A 20882-nucleotide genomic window follows, 5' to 3' on the forward strand; every position below is an offset into this window, starting at 1 on the left:
ATCAGAAGCAACATTTTTAGTGAATTTACTAAGGTGTTGCTTCTGATAATGTACAGGGTTTATTCAAAGTTTATTTCATGAAGAAAAAATCAACCAAGGTGCAGCTCAAAATAACCATACTAATCACCTGATTTAACTTATAGGAAGCCACTTTCATCAAGCTCCGATTAGCAGGCTTGATTATTTTATGTTCAGCTAGAAGTAACAATATCGAGATCGCCAATCCGACTAGATACACCAACCCCAAATTCTGATAGAAATATAGGAATAACAGCAACAGAACCATAATCAGATGCAAGCCTCGAGCCATCCACAGCGCTGTTTGTAGTCCAAAATAACTAGGGATAGACCATAACCCTACCTTGCGATCAAATTCAATATCTTGCGTAGCATAGATGATGTCAAAGCCAGCAATCCACAGCATCACAATGGTTCCTAGCACAAATGGCACAAATGCAATTTCACCTGTGACAGCAAACCAAGCACCAATTGGAGCAGAGGCAATGGTAAAGCCTAAATACAGATGGCTCAACCATGTAAAGCGTTTGGTATAAGAATAAGAAGAGATCAGTAAAATCGCTACTGGTGACAATAGAAGGCACAGTGGGTTTAACATATAGGAAGCAAAAATAAAGACTGCATAGTTCAAAATAATAAAAACGATGACTTCTTTTTCATGTAATAAGCGTTTAGGTAAATGGCGATTGCTTGTCCGTGGATTTTTGCGATCAAAATCCCTGTCTACGAGACGATTAAAGGCATTGGCCCCGTTACGGGCAGCGACTAATGCAACCAATGACCAGATAAGTACATGAGAGGGGGCAAGCCCCTCGGCTGCCCAGACCATCGCAATGATGGCAAAGGGTAGTGAGAACAGCGTGTGGGAAAACATGACTAGTTCCCCGAACATTCGCGTCTTATGAAGGATCGTTTTCAAAACCATACTCCCTCCATTTCGCTTCTACCATGCTTTTGATCTCGTCTGACATCTCAATGTCGTCGGGCCATTCACGTGTATGACCTTCATTTGGCCATTTTTTGGTAGCGTCGATGCCGAGACGGTGACCAAAATAAGCGGTATTAGAAGAGTGGTCCAGCGCATCCAGGGGTCCTTCAGTTAATACAAGGTCTCGCTTAGGATCAATGTTATTAAATACTTTCCACATTACTTTGGAAACATCGTGAGGATCTACGTTCTCATCCACAATAATGATCATTTTTGTGTACATCATCTGTCCCATGCCCCATAGACCGTACATAACTTTTTGAGCGTGTTTCGGGAAAGACTTTTTAATTGAAACAATAGCGCAGTTATGGAAAACTCCCTCAAACGGTAAGTGCATATCTACGATTTCAGGTAGCATCAACTTCATGAGTGGCAAGAAAACGCGCTCTGTAGCTTTTCCAATATAGCAATCTTCCATCGGTGGTTGACCTACAATCGTTGTTGGATAGATCGGAGACGTGCGGCGTGTAACCTTCTCCACATGGAAGACTGGGTACATGTCTGCTAGCGAATAGTAGCCTGTGTGATCGCCAAAGGGTCCTTCCAAACGCAATTCATCTAACTCTACATAACCTTCCAAAATAAATTCAGCTTCAGCAGGTACAAATAATTCGTTTGTTACACATTTCACAACCTCGATCGGTTTCTTACGTAGATAACCAGCAAAGAGCATTTCATCAATCATTTTTGGTAAAGGAGCGGTTGCAGAGTAAATTAATGAAGGATCACCACCAAGTGCTACGGATACTGGCATACGCTTATACCCTAGCTTGCGGTATTTTTCATAGATTTCCTTGCCATCTTTGTGCATATGCCAATGCATGCCTGTCGTATTTTTGTCGTAGACTTGGAGGCGGTACATCCCCATGTTTTGTTGCCCTGTTTCTGGATCTTTGGTGATGACCAGCGGCAGGGTAACGAATGGTCCTGCATCCTTTGGCCAGCAATGTAGCACAGGAAGCTGTGTTAAATCAGGCTCTTCTACTACCTCTTGGCAAGGAGCAGAGGTTACTTTTTTAGGGAAAATCTTGGAGAGCTTGTATAGGTCTGGAGCCATTTTAAGCTGGTTCCATAAGCCTTTGTAATTAGCTAGATCCATAAAATTCTGCATTTCTTCCGCTACTTGATCGTAGTCCTGAACCCCTAGAGCCATGCTCATGCGTTTATCCGTGCCCATGCTATTGATTAGCACTGGATAAGGGGAATTTTTAACGTTGGTGAACAACAAAGCCTTGCCATATTGTTTGGAGATACGGTCGGTAATCTCAGTAATTTCTAAATAGCTGTCCACTTCGATATCAATCGTGTGTAGCTCACCCTGATCCTGTAAATCTTTGATAAACGCTCGTAAATTATCGTATGCCACAGTATGTTCCTCCTAGCAGGTTGTTTGACCGAGGGAGGCGCCAGAACAAAGGCTATTAATAAAACAGATGTAACAGTCTAACAGTATCTAAGCGCCTAGCTCGGTGGCACAAACCATCGGGTATTAGAGTAGTTGTTTAAAAGTATCTGCTAGTGCGTTCAGCATGCTTGTTATATCTTGCTCCGAAATGACTAGCGGAGGCTGGAAGGCGATCACGTTACGACCTACACCATTTTTTCCGATAATAAAGCCAAGATTTTTCATCTCTTCTAAAATGGTATCTACAAGAGGAGCCGCTTTCTCAGGTTCATTTGCATAAAGCTCTACACCGATCATTAAGCCCAAACCACGAACATCAGAAATAGCTGGATAAGTGGTCTGGAGTGAAAGCAATCCTTCTTTTAATTGTTTGCCGAGTTTTTCTGCACGCGCTGCCAGTTGTTCGCTCTCGATATAGGAGAGTACAGCGAGGGCTGTCATAGAAGAAACGGGGTTACCTCCAAGTGTAGAAGCAGAAGGACGATTATAATGGATAGCAATTTCATCGGTTGTAGCAAAAGCGGCAATTGGTATGCCATTACCCAAAGCTTTTGCCATAGACATGATATCTGGAACAATGCCGTAATGTTCAATGGCAAACATTTTACCCGTACGACCAAATCCAGTTTGAATTTCATCTGCAATCAATAGGACATGATGTTGCTCCAAGAGTTTCTTTGCCTCTTTGAAGTAAGAGAACGGTGCAGGAACGATTCCGCTGTTTCCTTGCATCGGTTCTACTATCATGGCTGCAATGCGGTCGCCCTTTTCCTCAAGTACTTTTCGTAAAGCGGATAGGGAACGCTCTACTGCTTCTTGTTCATTCAAGCTAGGATCGTAAGGGCGAGGAATGAAACTAACGCCTTCTTCCAAATAGTTGTCAGAGCGCCACATGGGAATGCCTGTCACGCTCATGGTCAGAAAGGTTCGACCATGCAATCCATATTCAAACGCGATAAATTCCTTTTTACCAGTGGCAAAGCGAGCGAGAGTCAAAGCAGCTTCATTCGCTTCAGAACCACTATTCACAAAAAAGGTTCGTTTCAAATTTCCTGGAAGTACGTCAGCCATTTTCTCGGCCAACTGTACATTTGGTTCCGTTAAATATATCGTGCATGTATGTTGCAATGTTTCTACTTGCTTGACGGTTGCCGCTGTAATTGCTGGATTGCAATGCCCGCATGCTACCACAGACACCCCAGAGAAAAAGTCTGTGTACGCTTTGCCGGTGCTGTCATACAAATACTGCATGTCACCGCGAACAAGCTGTGGTGGCTCTTTATAGAAATGAGCGGTGCACGGATAGAAATACTCTTTGCGTTTCTCTAAAATGCCTGATGATCCCAAGTAAGTGGTCATATCTTGCCTCGCTCCTTTTTTAAAATAGTTTAGTCAAAGGATAATGTGCCAAGAGTATATCCTGCATAGATAGGTGTGGTTTTCTCATAAAGCTCCATAGAACGCTCAGGGTGTTGAAGTGCTTCCTGATACAGGCGAATAATGGTTCGCAATTGCTCAGTCGTATAGGTAGCACCTTCAATACGGAAGTGACTGACACCAACAGCTAGCAAGTCGTTTATTACTGGTAGTAGGCAAAGTTCTTTTGCTGTGGTCAAATGATTTCGTCCGAATTGATCGCAATACACCGGATTTTCCCCTTTATCCGTTAATAACACTAGGTATTTGTTATCGACGTATTTGTTATCTTCCTCCGCAATCGGTTCCATCTCACGTGTATTTTCATACAGGTCGTGCTCTAGGTACATCACAACAGGAGAGCCATGTACTAATACTTCAGTAGGTAATGGAGATTGTTGAACGAACTCAACTAGATTTTTTTGCTTTAGCTCAACGGATGCGAAAGCGCGTGTCATGCCGAATTGCTGATAGAGCTCAACTGCTTTGTGGTTGTACAAGTTTAGTGATAGATCACTAACCATTGGCAAACCATACGGCTTAAATTTATGCATAGCACCGATATTCGTTACTACAAGCCCGTCTAATTCCACGTCCAGATTAGCTACGAATTGATTATATTGATCAAATTGAAGACCAAACATCATGCGAGGCATGCCCAGATAGATTTTGCTGGTGCCTTTTTTTGCTACAAGCTGTTTAATCTGATTTTTAGTAAATGGCAGGTCAGGCAAGAAAACATCCCCAGCTAGATAGATGTGCTCCACGCCCTCGGCGATCGCTATTTCAGCTTGCTCCTGATTATTAACACGTACACACAACTCACCTTTTGCCTTGGCAGGATTGTGATATGCTTTGAAAGCCTCCTGTAAGGCGTCTATACGCTGTTCACGAATTTCGCGTTCTTCTGTTGTTGTACTAAAGACTTTTCCTGTGCTGTAGAATTTTCCTGTACCCTCGTAGCGCCGATTAATGTAATCAAGCCCAGGCTTACCAAAGGCATATCCTGTACTAAAGTCGCGTTTGCGGTTTTCAAATAATGATTGTTTATCTTTGCAACGATCAAAACCGATTGGGTCATCTATATAACGGTCAATAGCATCACCGTAGCTATTGATTAACGTAACCAGAAATTCCTTATCGCGCATACGACCTTCAATTTTAAATGAGGTAATTCCAGATTCAATTAACTCTGGAATATGCTCGTACATGTACATATCCTTAGCTGCGAGTGGGTATTCGGTTGGGTAGACATAGCCGTCCTTCTTCACGCGATAGTCCCAACGGCAAGGCTTCATGCACCGTCCACGGTTACTGCTGTTACCAAATAACATGGAGCTATATAAGCAGTTGGCACCGTGTACCGTACACATGTCACCATGAACAAAGTATTCAAATTCCATATTAGTCAATGCTTGCAGTTGTTTCGCAGTTTGCAAATCCATTTCACGAGATGCAACCACGCGTGTTACACCTAGTGTTTTTAAGGCTTCAATCATTTCAAGATTGTGTACGTTCATCATGACGGAAGAGTGAAGGGGCACCGTCAATTTTTGTTCCTGAATCAGTGGAAAAATCGCCATGTCCTGCACAATTAGACCATCGGGGCGAATGCTATCTAGAAAGCGTAGGTATGTTTTAGCTTCTTCTACATCTGCTTCATCAAACAGATTATTAACGGTAATATAAACACGCTTGCCTCTGTCATGAGCTATTTGAATCGCTTGCTCCAATTCCTCATGGGTCAAGTTATAGCCTTTACGCATCAATCGCATATTAAGTACAGGTCCACCGAAATAAATCGCATCGCAATTCGCCTCTACGATGGTTTGAAAAATCTCAAATGTTCCAGCAGGTGCCAATAATTCAATTTCTTTTTCATTAAAATAACGAGCCATTTGTAAAACCTCCACATTCATTTAAAAATGAATCCTACAATGATATTCATGGTGAGAAACAAACATAAAAAGATCGTATCATTACGTTTCCACGCTAACGTTTCATATGGGGTTCGGGGCGCACCTAGCACATAACCGCGGGCTTCCATTGAATAAACCAGGTCTTCAGCTCGGCGAAATGCACTTACTGTTACAGGAACCAACAGTGACAACAGCATTTTGCTTTTTTCACGCCAAGGTAAGTCAGCCAGATCAGCACCACGGGAAGCTTGGGCTTTTAATATCTTCTGCGTTTCTTCAAAAATGGTTGGGATGAAGCGTAAGGAAATACTGATCATTAGCCCCAGTTTTTCGGGAGAGATGCCAGTAAAACGGAATGGTTGCAAGATTCCCTCTACACCTTTTGCTAATGATAAGGGTTTAGTTGTAAAGGTTAACAAAGAGGTGAACGAGAGTAATAAGATCATGCGCCAAGCCGTCAAACAAGCAAGACGTACTCCTTCTGCATGGATAGAAAGCGGTCCCATGGAAAGCAATAAACGTCCTTCATTCATAAATAAAAGTTGAAACAGAAATAAGAAGAAAATAAGAAAACGTAATGGTTTGACTGCTTTCATGAAAAAACGTAATGGAATTTGACTGCTCGCCATGATGCCTGTAGCAAATAGAAAAACAACAACACATGCGAGTAAGGAATGAGACAGCATAATTAAAAGAACAAAAAGAAACATCCCTAGTAATTTGGCACGAGGGTCTAGATGATGCAACCAGCTATCCGTGTCAATATAGCGCCCAAACATTACTTTGTTTAACACGGTTGATCACCTGCTTGCTGCTTCTTTGATTTGTTCAGACGCATTTTCAGTTCTCCAAGATATCTGGCCCAGCCTTGCACAGATTGATCAGCAGGAAGGGGGAATTCAGGAAATCTTCGACGAAAAGCTTGCTGAAATCGAAGCTGAGCGGGAACAGTAATTCCGAGTGTGGTGAAAATTTCGCTTTGTTCACTTAGCTCATTTACCGTACCCTGAAAGGCGACCGTTCCTTTCTGCATAATGACCACCTGATCACAGTAAGGCAGGACCTCATCTAATCGATGAGTTACCATAAGTACAGTCTTCTGTTCCTGTTTACACAAATGATGTAAAAGTTGTAGAAGTTCTTGCCGGCTCTTACAATCCAATGTAGCGGTCGGTTCATCTAACACGAGAATGTCCGGGTTCATTGCGAGTATAGAGGCGATTGCCACTTTTCGCATTTGACCACCGCTTAATTGAAAAGGATTCTTGTCTAAAAGCTCTGCATCTAATTTCACTTGTTCTAAAGCTTTTAAGGCCAATGCTTTCACTTGGTCGGATGAAGCGCCATAATTTTTCGGTCCAAAAGCAATTTCATGCTCCACCGTATCAGCAAACATTTGATGCTCAGGAAATTGAAAAATAAGTCCAACGCGTTGACGAAGCTGGCGAATGCCTTTTTTTGCATGCTGAGGTGTAAGTACATGATCTAGAACATGGACACGTCCATTTGTTGGTAACAGAATGCCATTCGTGTGTTGTAATAAGGTTGATTTTCCACAACCACTAGGTCCAATGATGGCTGTAAACGATCCTGTTGCAAGCTCTAGATTGATATGATCCAAAGCGGTTTCCTGAAACATGTTGCCAACTTGATAGGAATGGGTTACTTCATGAAAGTGAATCGCCATAAGTCCTCCATCAAATCTTGTTCATCTGAATGAACAGGTATATCTGGATGTAAGTCATGAATCATCTGACTCACTGCCCAGGTAAAAGGCAAATTGAGATGGCAAGCAGTAAGCCATTCGGGATGCGAAAATAGCTCATGTGGAGTGGTATCAGCCAGTAATTTCCCTCCAGATAGAGCTATCACTCGATCAGCCGCCAGGATTTCTTCTGCATCATGGGTAATAGATAAGCTTGTGTAAGAACCCTCCTGATGCAACTCACCAATCAGTTTTCCTATCTCGTTTTTCGCTGTCTCATCAAGCATGGAAGTTGCTTCGTCAAAAATGATGATGCTTGGTTGCATAGCAAGTATGGAGGCAATCGCCACTCGTTGTTTTTGTCCCCCAGATAGTTCATCGGGATGTTTATGTAAGAAGTGGCTTATTTCTAATTTTTCAGCGTAGTGGATTAATCTGTCATGCATCACAGAACGTCCAAGACACAAGTTTTCAAGACCAAATAGGATATCATCGGCAACAGTTGTACCTACAAATTGATTTTCAGGATTCTGAAATACCATGCCAATCTGTTTGCGGATAGTAGGTAAGCTTTCGTCCGATAACATCTGACCTGCTACACAAATTTCTCCTTGTGTGTGTCGATGTAGGCCATTCAACAATTTAACTAAAGTGGATTTTCCACAGCCATTATGACCAACGATGGCGATGCGTTCCCCTTGGTTGATGTGCAAAGAGATATCCGTGAGAAGGGGGGCTGGTTAGGAAATTGAAACGAGACAGAATGAAGCTCAATCAACGGTTGCTGGGTCATAGCCGTCACCTACTTTCTACGTACGTCTTAGCTTAGTCAACTGGAACGAATGGTTGAAATAAAGCCATCTTGGATAGAGAACGAACAAGATAACGAACAGCTATTCCGATAAATATGCCAGTAAGAATTCCTGTTATCAGCAAGGCTGGAAGATAGTAGAAGATTTTGCTCGTCTGAAAAATAAGTACAGCTGCGGTTAATTGCCCAATGTTATGTGCGACGCCGCCTAGAATACTAATGCCGATCAAACTAAGCGATTTTCCAGTCAGCTTCATTAATCCGAACATAACGATGAAACTAAATAAAGCACCAAAGAAACTAAATAAAAAACTGGAGAACGTACCTAAAATCATGGCTGTTAGTAATGTTTTTAATATCACTAGGGTAAAGGCATCTTTACCAGACAGAAAATATAGGCAGGCTAGTACCATGATGTTGGCTAGTCCCAGCTTAGCCCCGGGCATTTGTAAGTTAATGGGGAGTGTGGATTCGATTAGCCCAAGCACAACAGATACGGCAGCAAAAATGGCGATAATCACTACTTTTTTCAATGACTGTGATTGCGTTTCCATTTGTGAGGAATTATTGGGCAAGGCCATCTATGTCAGCTCCTTCATCTGAAATGATTTCCACTAGGACGCGATGAGGCAAGCAAACAATGGTTTGACTCGGCTCGGTGATAAAGCCAAAGGATAGGCAGACTTTATCGTCACAATCAGCTTCAAACATTTCAATGCCAAAATCATGCACCTTAAGAATGTTCTGACCATGATCGGTATCGACCGTGATTATTTGTTCTTCTTTGGTAAGCTCAATGGTCTTGTATAATTGGTTATTAACGGTAATTTTTGCTACTTTATGGACATTGTGCAAATTTTCACTTGAACCTGTGTTATAGTAACGCGGCACAAGAAAAACGAGAGCCACGACGAGCACAATGCCAATTAAAATAAGATCTGCTCGTTTCATGTTTTTTTCTCCTGTTATAATTTTTTTTGATTTACAAATAATGCAATGCCAATACGTATTATACACGATCTAAAATATGTAGGTGTGACACTCTTCCTTTCCAAAAGGATTTTCTAATGGTATAATGCGCCACGTTCACTTTTGTCCGTAAGTCTAAGCTTACAAGGGTGGTTCTTTGGATAAGAGTGGGTAAAACTCCCGTTGCGACCTTATTTTTGGCACAAGACGGGAAAACAGCGGAGGTCTGGCATCATGAAACACAAATTTTCGCTTCTGTTTTTTTTAATACTCAGCCTCATTTTAAATGGTTGTGCCTCAAAACCCTATGAAGAAAGTGTGAACACTGCGATCCAACCACATTCTGAAAGTTATTTCATCTATGACACGATTGTGACTGTGCGTGTGTATGACGATCGAGTGACGGACCAGCATTTTAAAGAGCTGGACACTCGCATGAAAGAAATTGAATCTCATTTAAGTCGTACATTACAAGGTAGTGAGGTTTATCGGATCAATGAACAAGCGGGAAAACAAGCTGTACCTGTATCGGTTGAAACCTATGAAGTAATTACAAAATCTATGAAATATGCGGAGTTATCAGAAGGGTGTTTTGATCCAGCGATCGGTCCATTGGTCAGTTTGTGGAATATTGGGCAAGATAATGCAAAGGTACCTTCGGAAGAGAACATCAAAAAGATGTTGCAGGTGATTGATTATCATCAAATTGTTTTAGATGATGCAAAGCGGACGGTGTTTTTGAAGCAGCCAAACATGGCAATTGATTTAGGCGGGATCGGTAAAGGGTATGCTGCCGACCAAATTGCTGCTTATTTAAAAGAAAACGACTTTAACAGTGCCATTATTGATTTGGGTGGGAACATTCTAGCGCTTGGAAAAAAGCCGAACGGAAATGATTGGACTATTGGTATCCAAGATCCAGATCGTAACCGTGGCAATCAACTAGGTAAATTAAAAGTTACAAATAAGACGGTGGTTACGTCAGGGATTTACGAACGTTATTTCGAAGAGAATGGCAAGCATTACCATCATATTTTAAACCCAGCAACAGGATATCCTGTTGAAAATAATTTGTTTGGCGTTAGCATCATTACGAATGAATCTGCCGATGCGGATGCTTTGTCAACAACCGGATTTGCATTAGGCTTGGAAAAAGGGATGTCCTTTATGGAAAGCTTGCCAAATGTAGAGGCTATTTTTATCACAAAAGATAAAAAGGTTCACATTACTGGCGGCTTAAAAGGTAATTGGGAATTGACCAATGAACAATACCAGATGGCAAATTAGGTACATGCTCCTCACAGCTTAATGAATAACAAAAATAAAATAAATACAGTTTGTTAGCACTCTTTTCACTCAATAAAACCGTCAGATGAACGTAACGTTCGTTTGATGGTTTTTTCCAATGGTTTAAAAGTATATCGCCAAGGCTTGGGCATATACTGATTGTATAAACGGGTGGGGGTGAACCACGTGCAAACAGTATCCGTATTCCTACAATCTACTCATCAACACTACATCGAGCGGTTCCGTCATATTCTTCAGAGCATGCAGGAGATGATAGATACGTCCCCCGTTCGCATTGAGTGCCGGGTAGAGGAGCATGAATGTCATACACAGTTTCGCTTTGTTAGTTGGTCACGGGAAGAGTATACCTGTGATACCTTGGAATATATGGCTTCCTTTGTTGCTTTAGTTATTACTGAGTGGACCATGCAGGTTGTGGAAGTAGAGATGTTGCGTTCCTTTTTAAAACGGAAAGAACATAGGGCTCTTATTCATAAGTTTGACGAGATCTATCCTTATATTCAATTTGTGTTCCATGAGTTGGATGAAGTGCGTGAAAATATGAACCGCTCCACACGCAAAGCAGCCATTTATGAACAGGTTTTGCAATATATAGAGGAAGAACAATACCTTTATTTGGAAGGTTTCGTGAAATTTCGTTTGAAAAACTACCATATTTTGTTGGACAAGGCTTTTGACATGGGCTTGCAACAATATCAACAGGACAAGGAGTATCAGGAGTTTGTTGAATTACTCCGCTTCTTTGTTTCGAAACAGGAGCATCGTTATCCACTTGTTCATGTCGTGTTGCGGGAGTCGCACGAATTTTTTATGTATGATCAAGAAGATACCAAGATAGACCTGAGCCAATTGGAAGCCATTTTGGGATTTAAGCCAGATCGTCAAGAGGATTATATCGTGAGTGCATTAATTGCGCTTGCACCTGAAAAGATTGTTATTCATGGAGCGGAAGAGAGTAGCCTCTTGTTGCAGACGATGCAGGCTGTATTTGGGGATCGTGTATTGGCGTGTGTGAGTTGTGCTCATTGTTTAACGACTCCTGGAAATCTTGACTTCCAATTCTCCAGTCACTATAATACATAAGTAATAAGAGTCAAATACAGTGAGAAGGACAAGAATCTTGTTTTAGCGTTCTAGAGAGGGGAGCCATGGCTGAGAGCTCACCACGCAGCGAACAATGATTTACCACCTTCGAGTAGCGGCTGGGAACGGCATTTTGCCTAGTATCGGTCAGCCGGTGTGAAACCGTTATCGTTTACGTAGAGGGATTTATCCTAAGCAACAGGGGATAAATCTGAACTAGGGTGGTACCACGAGAAAATAAGCGCTCGTCCCTTTTGGGATTGAGCGTTTTTTTATTTTTTAAATTGCTCGGGTTAGCTCGGGCGATGATACACATACGGAAGGGAAGTTATGAAAATGGCACAAGTAAAAGTAACTCTGCCAGACGGCTCTGTTCGTGAATACGAAGCGGGCGTAACAATTGAAGATATCGCAGGTTCCATTAGCACTAGCTTGAAGAAAAAAGCGGTAGCAGGAAAAGTAAATGGCAAGGTTGTAGATTTATCTACACCTATCCAAGAAGATACAAACGTGGAAATTGTGACACTTGATACGAAAGACGGCGTGGAAGTATATCGCCACAGTACAGCCCATTTGCTAGCTCAAGCGGTAAAACGTGTATTCGGTAGCGAGGTTAAATTCGGGATTGGTCCTGTAATTGAGGACGGTTTCTACTATGATATGGATATTCCAGTTAGCTTAACGCCTGAAGATCTAATCAAATTGGAAGCTGAAATGAACAAGATTATCAAGGAAAACTTGAAGATCGAGCGTAAAGAAGTAAGTCGTGAAGAAGCGATGCGCATCTTTGGCGAATTAAATGATCATTTGAAGCTAGAATTAATTCGTGACTTACCAGAGGATTCCGTCATCACGATGTACCATCAGGGTGAATTCTTTGACCTATGCCGTGGACCTCATTTGCCTTCCACTGGAGTAATTAAAGCATTCAAATTGATGAGTGTGGCAGGTGCTTACTGGCGTGGTAACTCTGATAACCAAGTATTACAACGCGTATATGGCACAGCTTTCCCGAAAAAAGCAGACATGGATGAACACTTGCACTTCTTAGAAGAAGCGAAGAAACGCGACCATCGTAAATTGGGAAAAGAACTAAGCTTGTACATGTTCTCGGAAGAAGCACCAGGTATGCCTTTCTATCTGCCTAACGGTATGACGATCCGCAACGAGCTGGAGCAATTCTCCCGTCGTTTGCAAGACCTAGCTTTATACGAGGAAGTTCGTACACCATTCATGATGAACCAACGTCTATGGGAGCAATCCGGTCACTGGGATCACTATCATGAGAATATGTATTTCTCAGAAGTAGACAACACAACGTTCGCCCTTAAACCGATGAACTGTCCTGGTCATATGCTGATTTATAAAAACGAGATGCATTCTTATCGCGATCTACCAATTCGCTACTCCGAGTTCGGACAGGTGCATCGTCATGAGTACTCTGGTGCGTTAAATGGTATGTTACGTGTTCGTACGTTCTGTCAGGATGATGCACACGTGTTCGTACGTCCTGATCAGATTGAGGCGGAAATTAAAGGCATGATCCAACTAATCGATAAAATTTACAGTGTATTTGGCTTCAAATACAGTGTAGAGCTATCTACTCGTCCAGAGGATTCTATGGGATCTGATGAACTGTGGGATATTGCAGAAAGCTCTTTGAAAAACGTATTGGATGAACTAGGTATGGATTACGAAATCAATGAGGGCGATGGCGCATTCTATGGTCCAAAAATTGACTTCCAAATCACAGATGCTCTGAAACGTAGTCACCAATGCGGAACAATTCAGTTGGACTTCCAATTGCCTGAAAAATTCGATCTAAGCTATATTGGACAGGATAATGAGAAGCATCGTCCGGTTGTTTTGCACCGTGCTATGTATGGTTCACTTGACCGCTTTATCGGTATTTTGGTTGAACATTATGGCGGTGGGTTCCCAACTTGGCTTGCACCAATACAAGCTCGTTTGATGACGATTAATGAAGTGCATGTTCCTTATGCAGAAGAAGTGCGCAAGCAATTGCTACAAGCGGGTATTCGTGTAGAGCTAGATTCCCGTAATGAAAAAATCGGTTACAAAATCCGCGAAGCCCAAATGCAAAAAATCCCGTATATGCTGGTTATCGGGGAAAAAGAAATGGAAGAGGGAGCATTATCCGTACGTAAACGCGGAGAAGGCGATCTAGGCAGTAAGCCGGTTGCTGATGTATTGGCTCATCTTCAAAATGAAATTCTAGAAAGAAAATAAGTACAACACTTGACAAACACCTAACTGTTATGTGATACTACTTAGGTGTGATAACTTCACATTTCGAGATTGAAGCAGAAGCGCCCAGCTTCTCACCTGAATCGACGTCTAGCTGGACAGTTGACGGGTCTAACGTATGCAAAGCCTCCGATTCATTCGTTGTTTTGCTAAAGGTGAGATTAAATGCGGGCGCTATAGCGTCCGCATTTTTATGTGTGTGGCGATTGATGACTATTGATCGCCACATGCTTATGAAAAGCTTTCAACTATGCAATACCAGCTTTTCTACTATCCGTTTTTGCTCTCGAAAGACTATGGAGGTGGCAAATCATTAGCAAGGATCAAATGTTGGTGAATGAGGCGATTCGTGCTCGAGAAGTACGCTTGATTGGTGCAAACGGTGACCAATTAGGTGTAGTACCACTGAGAGAAGCATTACGTATTGCACAAGAATCTGAATTAGATCTTGTCAACGTAGCTCCTACAGCAAAACCTCCTGTTTGCCGTATTATGGACTTTGGTAAGTTCAAGTATGAGCAATCGAAAAAGGAGAAAGAAGCTCGCAAGAACCAAAAAATTGTTGAGCTGAAGGAAGTTCGTTTTTCCTCTAACATTGAGGAACACGATTTCCAAACGAAACTTCGCAATGTGCTAAAGTTTCTGGGTGAGGAACACAAAGTGAAATGTACGATTCGTTTCCGCGGACGTGAAATTACCCACTCTCAAATCGGACAACAGGTGCTGGAACGCGTGGCAGCCGCTTGTGAACAGGAAGCAACGGTTGAACGTAGACCCAAAATTGAAGGTCGTAGCATGATTATGATCTTAGCTCCAACTCCGAAATCGGAAAAATAGGATACGAGACAGGAGGATTTCCCAATGCCTAAAATGAAAACTCACAGTGGAGCAGCAAAACGCTTCAAAAAGACTGGTAGCGGTCGTTTGAAACGTGATTCTGCTTACACGAGCCATTTGTTTGCTAACAAGAGCACTAAAGCGAAGCGTCATCTTCGCAAAGGTGGCATGGTTTCTAAAGGAGACCAAAAACGCATTGAGCAAATGATCACTTACTTGTAAGATTCATTTCTGCTCATTTTCCGTAACGAAAAATTATCTAGCATGAGCTCCATAAGCGTCTTACGTAGACCGCCATGCTACAGATCAGGAGGAATTAATTATGCCAAGAGTTAAAGGTGGCATTGTGTCGCGTCGTCGTCATAAGAAAATCTTAAAATTAGCCAAAGGTTACTTTGGTTCTAAACACCGTCTGTTTAAATCAGCTAATGCACAAGTAATGAAGTCTCTGATGTACGCTTATCGTGACCGTCGTCAGAAAAAACGTGACTTCCGCAAATTGTGGATCACTCGTATCAACGCTCAAGCTCGCATGAATGGTCTGTCTTACAGCCGTTTGATGCACGGTTTGAAACTAGCTGGTGTTGAAGTAAACCGCAAAATGTTAGCTGATCTAGCTGTTAACGATAAAGCTGCTTTCAACGACATTGCTACAGTTGCTAAAAGCAAATTGAACGCGTAAGAACGTTCTTTTAGAAAAAGGTTGCCGAGTTTCCTCGGCAGCCTTTTTTTGATTCATGCGGGAGAAAAATTCTTGACTTTAGCTGAACTGTCTGATAATTTTAGAATCAATACAAATTGAATAGCATGACTTCTTATCCAGAGAGGCGGAGGGACTGGCCCGTTGATGCCCGGCAACCACTTGTTTTATAAACGAGATGGTGCTAATTCCTGCAGAACATTAAGTTCTGAAAGATGAGAAGGTTTGCTTACGGATCTCTTTGCGTAGCCAAAGCCTTCTTTCATCGAAAGAAGGCTTTTTTATTTGTAAATAAAGTGGGACGACAGAGGAGTGGAATTGATGAAGCATATTGATACACGTTTGGCACAAATCGGGGTAGGGAAAGACAAAACAACGGGAGCAATCAGCTTTCCCATCTATCATGCAACGGCATATCGTCATCCGGCATTGGGTGAAAGCACAGGATTTGACTATACTAGGACGGCTAATCCGACGCGAACGGTGCTTGAGGAAGCTATCGCTAATTTAGAAGGGGGAGACGGTGGTTTTGCTTGCTCATCGGGAATGGCGGCGATTCAAACCATTTTGGGGTTGTTCTCCTATGGTGACCATTTAGTTGTCTCGCTCGATCTGTATGGAGGGACATATCGACTATTTGAACAAATCATGAAGCGATATGGAATAACCTGCACCTACGTTGATATGTGCCAACCGGAGCTAGTGGAAGCGGCTATTACCAGCGAGACACGTGCGTTGTTCATAGAAACACCTACCAATCCACTTATGCAAATTACCGATTTGCGATCCGTTGTCGATATTGCCAAACGCTATCAATTGCTGTCCATTATTGACAATACCTTTATGACTCCCTATTATCAGCGACCGCTGGAGCTAGGAGCAGACATCGTCTTTCACAGTGCTACCAAGTATTTAGCTGGACATAATGATGTGCTATCTGGTTTGATCGTGACCAGAGGTACCGAGCTGACAGAAAAGATTAGTTTGTTGCATAATTCCATAGGAGCGGTACTTGGTCCACAGGATTGCTGGTTGGTGATGCGTGGCCTAAAAACGTTGGCATTGCGCATGGATCGCCATCAATCAAATGCTTTTGCTGTGGCTGACTTTTTACAAACTCATCCAGCAGTGTCAGAGGTCTTTTACCCTGGATTACCTACTCATCCGGGATATGATAGTCAGACGGAACAAGCAAGTGGCTATAGCGGAATGGTTTCCTTCCGCATCAAGGAACAATCTCTGGTCCCTATCTTTTTAAAACAATTACAAGTTATTTCATTTGCAGAAAGTCTGGGAGGCGTAGAATCCTTGTGCACCTATCCGGCTACGCAGACACATGCAGATATTCCGGTTGAAGTGCGAGAACAAGTAGGTGTATGCAACCGATTGCTTCGCCTATCAGTGGGAATTGAACATCGTGATGATTTGATAGCTGACCTGAAACATGCCTTGGACAAATGTTTACAAATAGAGGAGTGTATCCGATGAATTTTGCAACCAAAATCCTTCATGGTACGTGTGGAATGGATCGAGTGACGGGAGCCTCTAGCATCCCGATCTACCAAGCCTCTACTTTTCACCAATATGATATTGACCAGCCTGGTACTTATGATTATGCACGGTCAGGGAATCCGACTCGTCAAGCACTAGAAGAAACAATTGCAGTACTAGAAGGGGGAAAGCGTGGTTTTGCATTTTCTTCTGGAATGGCTGCTATTTCCAGCGTATTTTTATTATTTTCAAGTGGCGATCATTTGGTAGTAGCTGAAGATGTCTATGGGGGAACATTTCGTTTTTTAACTACAGTGCTAGAACGGATGCAAATTGAAGTGACCTTTGTGGATACCACCCAACTGTCTTTGGTGGAAGCAGCTATTCGTTCTAACACAAAAGCCGTTTTTCTAGAAACACCATCCAATCCGACGTTAAAAGTAACTGATTTGCGGGGAGTAATTGCAATTGCTAAACGACACGGGCTTATAACAATCGTGGACAATACCTTTATGACTCCGTACTACCAACGACCACTGGAGTTAGGAGCAGATATTGTTTTGCATAGTGCTACCAAGTTTATCGGAGGACATAGTGACGTAGTAGCCGGTCTTGCAGTGACTAAAACAAAGGAATTAGGACAAAAATTATATGCCATTCAAAATGGATTTGGCGCCATTCTTGGTGTACAGGATAGCTGGCTGGTGATGCGTGGCTTAAAAACATTAAAAGCACGCTTGGATATTTCGACTCGCAATGCATCGGTTGTTGCAGATCATTTAGCAGAGCATCCTTTGGTGAAAAGGGTCTATTATACAGGTTTGTCCACCCATGATGGACATGAAATTCAAGAGACTCAAGCAAATGGACACGGAGCAGTCCTCTCCTTTGACTTGGGCAGTCGTGAACGGGTGAAGGCTTTATTCGATAACGTGCAATATGCTCTCGTGGGAGTTAGCCTGGGGGGAGTAGAGAGTATTCTGTCATATCCAGCACAAATGTCACATGCGGCTATGCCGAAAGCTGAACGAGAAAAGCGTGGAATCACAGATGGATTGGTGAGGCTATCGCTTGGAGTAGAGGACGTGACGGATGTGTTGGCTGACTTAGAGCGTGGTCTGAAAGCCGGGGAGAAAATAGAGGAGCAAGTGAATGTGTAGGGTTTATGAAAAAAAGTGAAAGACTTTCATTCGTCGTTTGGCAAAAGAAGCCTCCTTTTAATAAAAAGGGGGTTTTTGTATATTACAATACTTCGAAATTCAGTTACTCTCCTAATGGTAAGGATATCTTGTTGCTCATAGAGTCGGGAACATATCATGAAGGCATTTTAGGATACATTGATCAGGGAAAGAAAGAGTTTGTTACGCTCGCTGGGGAAATCACCAAAGTAAACAAAGAGGAAGATAGTTTAGCAGGGATGCAAGAGCAATGGCTGGTAGAGTGGCTAAGCGATCAAGAAATTGTCTTATATCATAATGGGTTTTCTGCCATTGACTTTGCCATCAAAAAAGAAAAAGCCTTGCCTAGGAAAAAAACAAGCCAACCATTTGACCGTTATTATCTAGGGATGAATGCGGGCCAACGGATTTATTTGCTTGATATCATTCGACAAGATATTACTACAGTGATGAGGCTGGGTTCATTTGATGCCAAGGGGAACGGATATCAACAAGAATCTCAGATCACCATACCAGGGCTGGATGTTGCATTGTTGAGAAGGGAAACCGTGTTTTCCCCTGCGCAAAAACGAAGTGCATTTATGGTGTACACGTATGCAGAAGAACGGAAGGAAAGACCTGTTACGCTATACGTGTGGGATACGGAACAGAAGAAGATGATACTCGAAAAAGAGGTCATAGAAAGAGGCAACATGAGATGGGTTGACGAACAAACATTATTATTGGGAACGCAACGGATATCATTACCGGAAAAATAAACAGGAACAAAGAAAAATCCAGCTTTTCTGACCTGTATGGCCAGATGGCTGGATTCCTTTGGATCTAGGAAATCGCAAACACATATCCCTTCCCTTTATCTATATATTTTTTTTCAATCAAGGTGCTGGTTTTGATAACGGGGGCCGGGTGGAATTGACGTTTGGTGAGTGCCTGAGCTGTTTGAAAGGCTGCCTCCTCCGTTTCCGCAATCACGGCGGCTACCAGACTTTTATCCTCCGTTGTCACGATCTCAACATGGTATAGGAACATGGGATTTCCCTCTTTTCGTACTTACTGGTTTCAAAAGGTAGCTTAGCAGCCAACTGTGCTAGGACTACTGTCTAGTATGTAAACGGTCACTTAAACTTACACACTCACGCTCGCGATAATTTGCGTAAAATGCTCCTGGATATTGGCGGTTCCGAATCGGCGAGCAAACTGGTGGAACTTTTCTCCCGTCTCCCGTTCAGTTTTAAATAATTCCACAAGCTGAGCGATAACAGGAGCTACCCGATCTGCGACGACACGCCCCTTTAGACGACTATTAAATTGAGCATCTGGACCTAGGCTGCCTCCAACGAAAAAATCATAAGCATCCACAGTACCTTCTGCGGTTTTGACTAAAGTCCCTTGCAATCCGATATCGGCTATTTGTTGCTGACCGCAGGAATTAGGACATCCGATCATGTGGATTCTCACTGGTGTATCAATTTCTACGTGAGCATCTAGCCAGTGGGCAATAGAAGTCATCCGTGCTTTTGTCTCAACGATTGCCAAGTTGCAAAATTCATTTCCCGTACAGGAGACAGCATGCCCAATGAAGGTTCGAGGGGTAGGGGAATAACGTGTGAGCAAGGTTTCTGCAAGCAAGGAGTCCAGCTTGTCATCAGGAATGTTTGGCAGAATAATATTTTGCGAGTTAGTGGTGCGAATGGAGCCATTTCCGTAGCGATCAGCTAACTCGGCCAACTCGGCTAGGTCTTCAGCAGTGAGTCGTCCCACTGGCAATAGTAACCCTACATAATGTAGACCGGGCTGTTTTTGCTTATGAACGCCGGTAAAGTAGCCTGCATTCCAGCCAACTGTCCGATCTTCCCCACGTTCTTCTAAGGGTCCTGTCAATTCTAATAATTTCTCTGTAAATTTCTCAGGTCCCCAATCTGCCATTAAAAATTTGAGGCGAGCCTGATGTCTCTTCTCGCGATAACCATAATCTCGGAAGATACGTGTAACAGCATCTGCTACCTGCACAACCTCTGTAGGTAAGACGAAGATAGGTAATTGCTTTGCCAGATAAGGCTTAGCAGACAGACCACCGCCTACCCAAACGTGAAACCCGATCTGTTCTCGACCATTTATGATTTTAGACGCAGGAGTAAAAGCAAGATCATTTATCTCTGCATGTCCGGTATTGTAGATGTTTGCGGAGATAGACAATTTATATTTACGTGGGAGATTTGTAAATTCGGGATTTAATAAAAAATGTTCTTCCAGCTGATTTACAAGGGGTTCAGTATCCATGAGTTCATAAGGATCGATGCCTGAGAGTGGATTTCCGACGATCGTACGCGGAACATCTCCGCAAGCTTCATATGAGAACAAACCCACACGCTCCATGCGATCAAATACATCTGGAAGGTCTGGTGTGGTTAACCAATGAAACTGCACGGCTTGTCGAGTCGTGATATCTACTAAATTGCGTCCATATTCTCGACTGATTTCTGCGAGAGTTCTTGCTTGGTCTGCGCTTAAAATCCCTCCTGGAATGCGGACTCTCATCATAAAAAAACCGTTTCCTTTAGGTTTTTGTTCGTAGATTCCTGCCCATTTAAAAAAGGCAAGATCGTCAGCAGAAAACGCCTGATATCCTTTTGAACCAAGCCTTCGTATCGTATCGATAATATCCATGCCATCACGTTCTAATTTTGTAAGTTCAAACGCATGTAATTTACTCTTATCCGCTTCCCAAGGGCGAGATTGCTGATCGCTCATTTCAATGATCCTCCCTTAATTCATATCGTTTTTGT

Annotated in this window: 18 protein-coding genes, 2 pseudogenes and 1 riboswitch; of the genes and pseudogenes, 9 read left to right on the forward strand and 11 right to left on the reverse strand. The window is 42.6% G+C overall.

Going from position 1 to position 20882, the window contains the following annotated elements; translation table 11 throughout:
• Positions 1-70: 70 nt before the first annotated feature.
• From EEL30_11680 to EEL30_11720, 9 genes and pseudogenes are all read right to left on the reverse strand, one after another.
• The gene (locus EEL30_11680; protein QDX92908.1) at positions 71-943 is read right to left on the reverse strand and encodes a 4-hydroxybenzoate octaprenyltransferase; all 873 of its coding nucleotides are present in this window, start codon (positions 941-943) and stop codon (positions 71-73) included.
• Positions 918-2372: a menaquinone biosynthesis decarboxylase gene (locus tag EEL30_11685; GenBank protein ID QDX92909.1), complete on the reverse strand. Its 1455-nt coding sequence runs from the start codon at positions 2370-2372 to the stop codon at positions 918-920. Before EEL30_11685 ends, EEL30_11680 begins: the two co-directional genes overlap by 26 nt.
• Before the next feature lie 123 nt (positions 2373-2495).
• Complete coding sequence (locus EEL30_11690) at positions 2496-3770, reverse strand: aspartate aminotransferase family protein (GenBank protein QDX92910.1); 1275 nt, start codon at positions 3768-3770, stop codon at positions 2496-2498.
• A gap of 29 nt (positions 3771-3799) precedes the next feature.
• Complete coding sequence (locus EEL30_11695) at positions 3800-5725, reverse strand: U32 family peptidase (GenBank protein ID QDX92911.1); 1926 nt, start codon at positions 5723-5725, stop codon at positions 3800-3802.
• Positions 5709-6540, reverse strand: a pseudogene (locus tag EEL30_11700) (energy-coupling factor transporter transmembrane protein EcfT). Before EEL30_11700 ends, EEL30_11695 begins: the two are co-directional and overlap by 17 nt.
• Positions 6534-7433 (reverse strand): ATP-binding cassette domain-containing protein, encoded by a 900-nt coding sequence (locus EEL30_11705; GenBank protein ID QDX92912.1) that lies wholly within the window; start codon positions 7431-7433, stop codon positions 6534-6536. The pseudogene EEL30_11700 and the gene EEL30_11705 overlap by 7 nt, the downstream one beginning before the upstream one ends.
• Positions 7409-8244, reverse strand: a pseudogene (locus EEL30_11710) (ATP-binding cassette domain-containing protein). The gene EEL30_11705 and the pseudogene EEL30_11710 overlap by 25 nt, the downstream one beginning before the upstream one ends.
• Before the next feature lie 32 nt (positions 8245-8276).
• Positions 8277-8843 carry a Gx transporter family protein gene (locus EEL30_11715; GenBank protein QDX92913.1) on the reverse strand — a complete coding sequence of 189 codons (567 nt, stop codon included), beginning with the start codon at positions 8841-8843 and terminating at the stop codon, positions 8277-8279.
• Entirely contained in the window at positions 8827-9213 is a 387-nt protein-coding gene (locus EEL30_11720; protein QDX92914.1) for a NusG domain II-containing protein, read from the reverse strand. The genes EEL30_11715 and EEL30_11720 overlap by 17 nt, the downstream gene beginning before the upstream one ends.
• A gap of 252 nt (positions 9214-9465) precedes the next feature.
• Between EEL30_11720 and EEL30_11725 the strand changes: the two genes are divergently transcribed.
• From EEL30_11725 to EEL30_11765, 9 genes are all read left to right on the forward strand, one after another.
• Positions 9466-10518, forward strand: coding sequence for an FAD:protein FMN transferase (locus EEL30_11725; GenBank protein QDX92915.1), 1053 nt, complete (start codon positions 9466-9468; stop codon positions 10516-10518).
• Between the two features lie 186 nt (positions 10519-10704).
• The gene (locus EEL30_11730; GenBank protein QDX92916.1) at positions 10705-11622 is read left to right on the forward strand and encodes a hypothetical protein; all 918 of its coding nucleotides are present in this window, start codon (positions 10705-10707) and stop codon (positions 11620-11622) included.
• A gap of 336 nt (positions 11623-11958) precedes the next feature.
• A complete protein-coding gene (gene thrS, locus EEL30_11735; GenBank protein ID QDX92917.1) occupies positions 11959-13872 on the forward strand; it encodes a threonine--tRNA ligase in 1914 nt (637 codons plus the stop codon).
• A 345-nt stretch (positions 13873-14217) separates the two neighbouring features.
• Complete coding sequence (infC, locus tag EEL30_11740; protein QDX92918.1) at positions 14218-14727, forward strand: translation initiation factor IF-3; 510 nt, start codon at positions 14218-14220, stop codon at positions 14725-14727.
• A gap of 24 nt (positions 14728-14751) precedes the next feature.
• Entirely contained in the window at positions 14752-14949 is a 198-nt protein-coding gene (locus tag EEL30_11745; protein QDX92919.1) for a 50S ribosomal protein L35, read from the forward strand.
• 100 nt (positions 14950-15049) lie between these two features.
• Positions 15050-15409, forward strand: coding sequence for a 50S ribosomal protein L20 (locus tag EEL30_11750; protein QDX92920.1), 360 nt, complete (start codon positions 15050-15052; stop codon positions 15407-15409).
• A gap of 130 nt (positions 15410-15539) precedes the next feature.
• Positions 15540-15649: riboswitch (SAM riboswitch) on the forward strand.
• Between the two features lie 99 nt (positions 15650-15748).
• On the forward strand, positions 15749-16915 hold the full coding sequence (locus tag EEL30_11755) for an aminotransferase class I/II-fold pyridoxal phosphate-dependent enzyme (protein QDX92921.1): 1167 nt from the start codon (positions 15749-15751) through the stop codon (positions 16913-16915).
• Positions 16912-18078 carry an aminotransferase class I/II-fold pyridoxal phosphate-dependent enzyme gene (locus EEL30_11760; GenBank protein ID QDX92922.1) on the forward strand — a complete coding sequence of 389 codons (1167 nt, stop codon included), beginning with the start codon at positions 16912-16914 and terminating at the stop codon, positions 18076-18078. The genes EEL30_11755 and EEL30_11760 overlap by 4 nt, the downstream gene beginning before the upstream one ends.
• A 5-nt stretch (positions 18079-18083) precedes the next feature.
• On the forward strand, positions 18084-18854 hold the full coding sequence (locus EEL30_11765) for a hypothetical protein (protein ID QDX92923.1): 771 nt from the start codon (positions 18084-18086) through the stop codon (positions 18852-18854).
• Positions 18855-18918: 64 nt separating this feature from the next.
• On the opposite strand, the gene EEL30_11770 is transcribed toward EEL30_11765, so the two are convergent.
• Together EEL30_11770 and EEL30_11775 are read right to left on the reverse strand one after the other, a co-directional pair.
• Positions 18919-19125 carry a DUF3906 family protein gene (locus EEL30_11770; GenBank protein QDX92924.1) on the reverse strand — a complete coding sequence of 69 codons (207 nt, stop codon included), beginning with the start codon at positions 19123-19125 and terminating at the stop codon, positions 18919-18921.
• Between the two features lie 96 nt (positions 19126-19221).
• The gene (locus EEL30_11775; GenBank protein QDX92925.1) at positions 19222-20847 is read right to left on the reverse strand and encodes a nitrite/sulfite reductase; all 1626 of its coding nucleotides are present in this window, start codon (positions 20845-20847) and stop codon (positions 19222-19224) included.
• Between the last annotated feature and the right edge of the window lie 35 nt (positions 20848-20882).

Source organism: Brevibacillus laterosporus, from assembly GCA_007833815.1.
GTDB classification, from domain to species: domain Bacteria; phylum Bacillota; class Bacilli; order Brevibacillales; family Brevibacillaceae; genus Brevibacillus_B; species Brevibacillus_B laterosporus_D.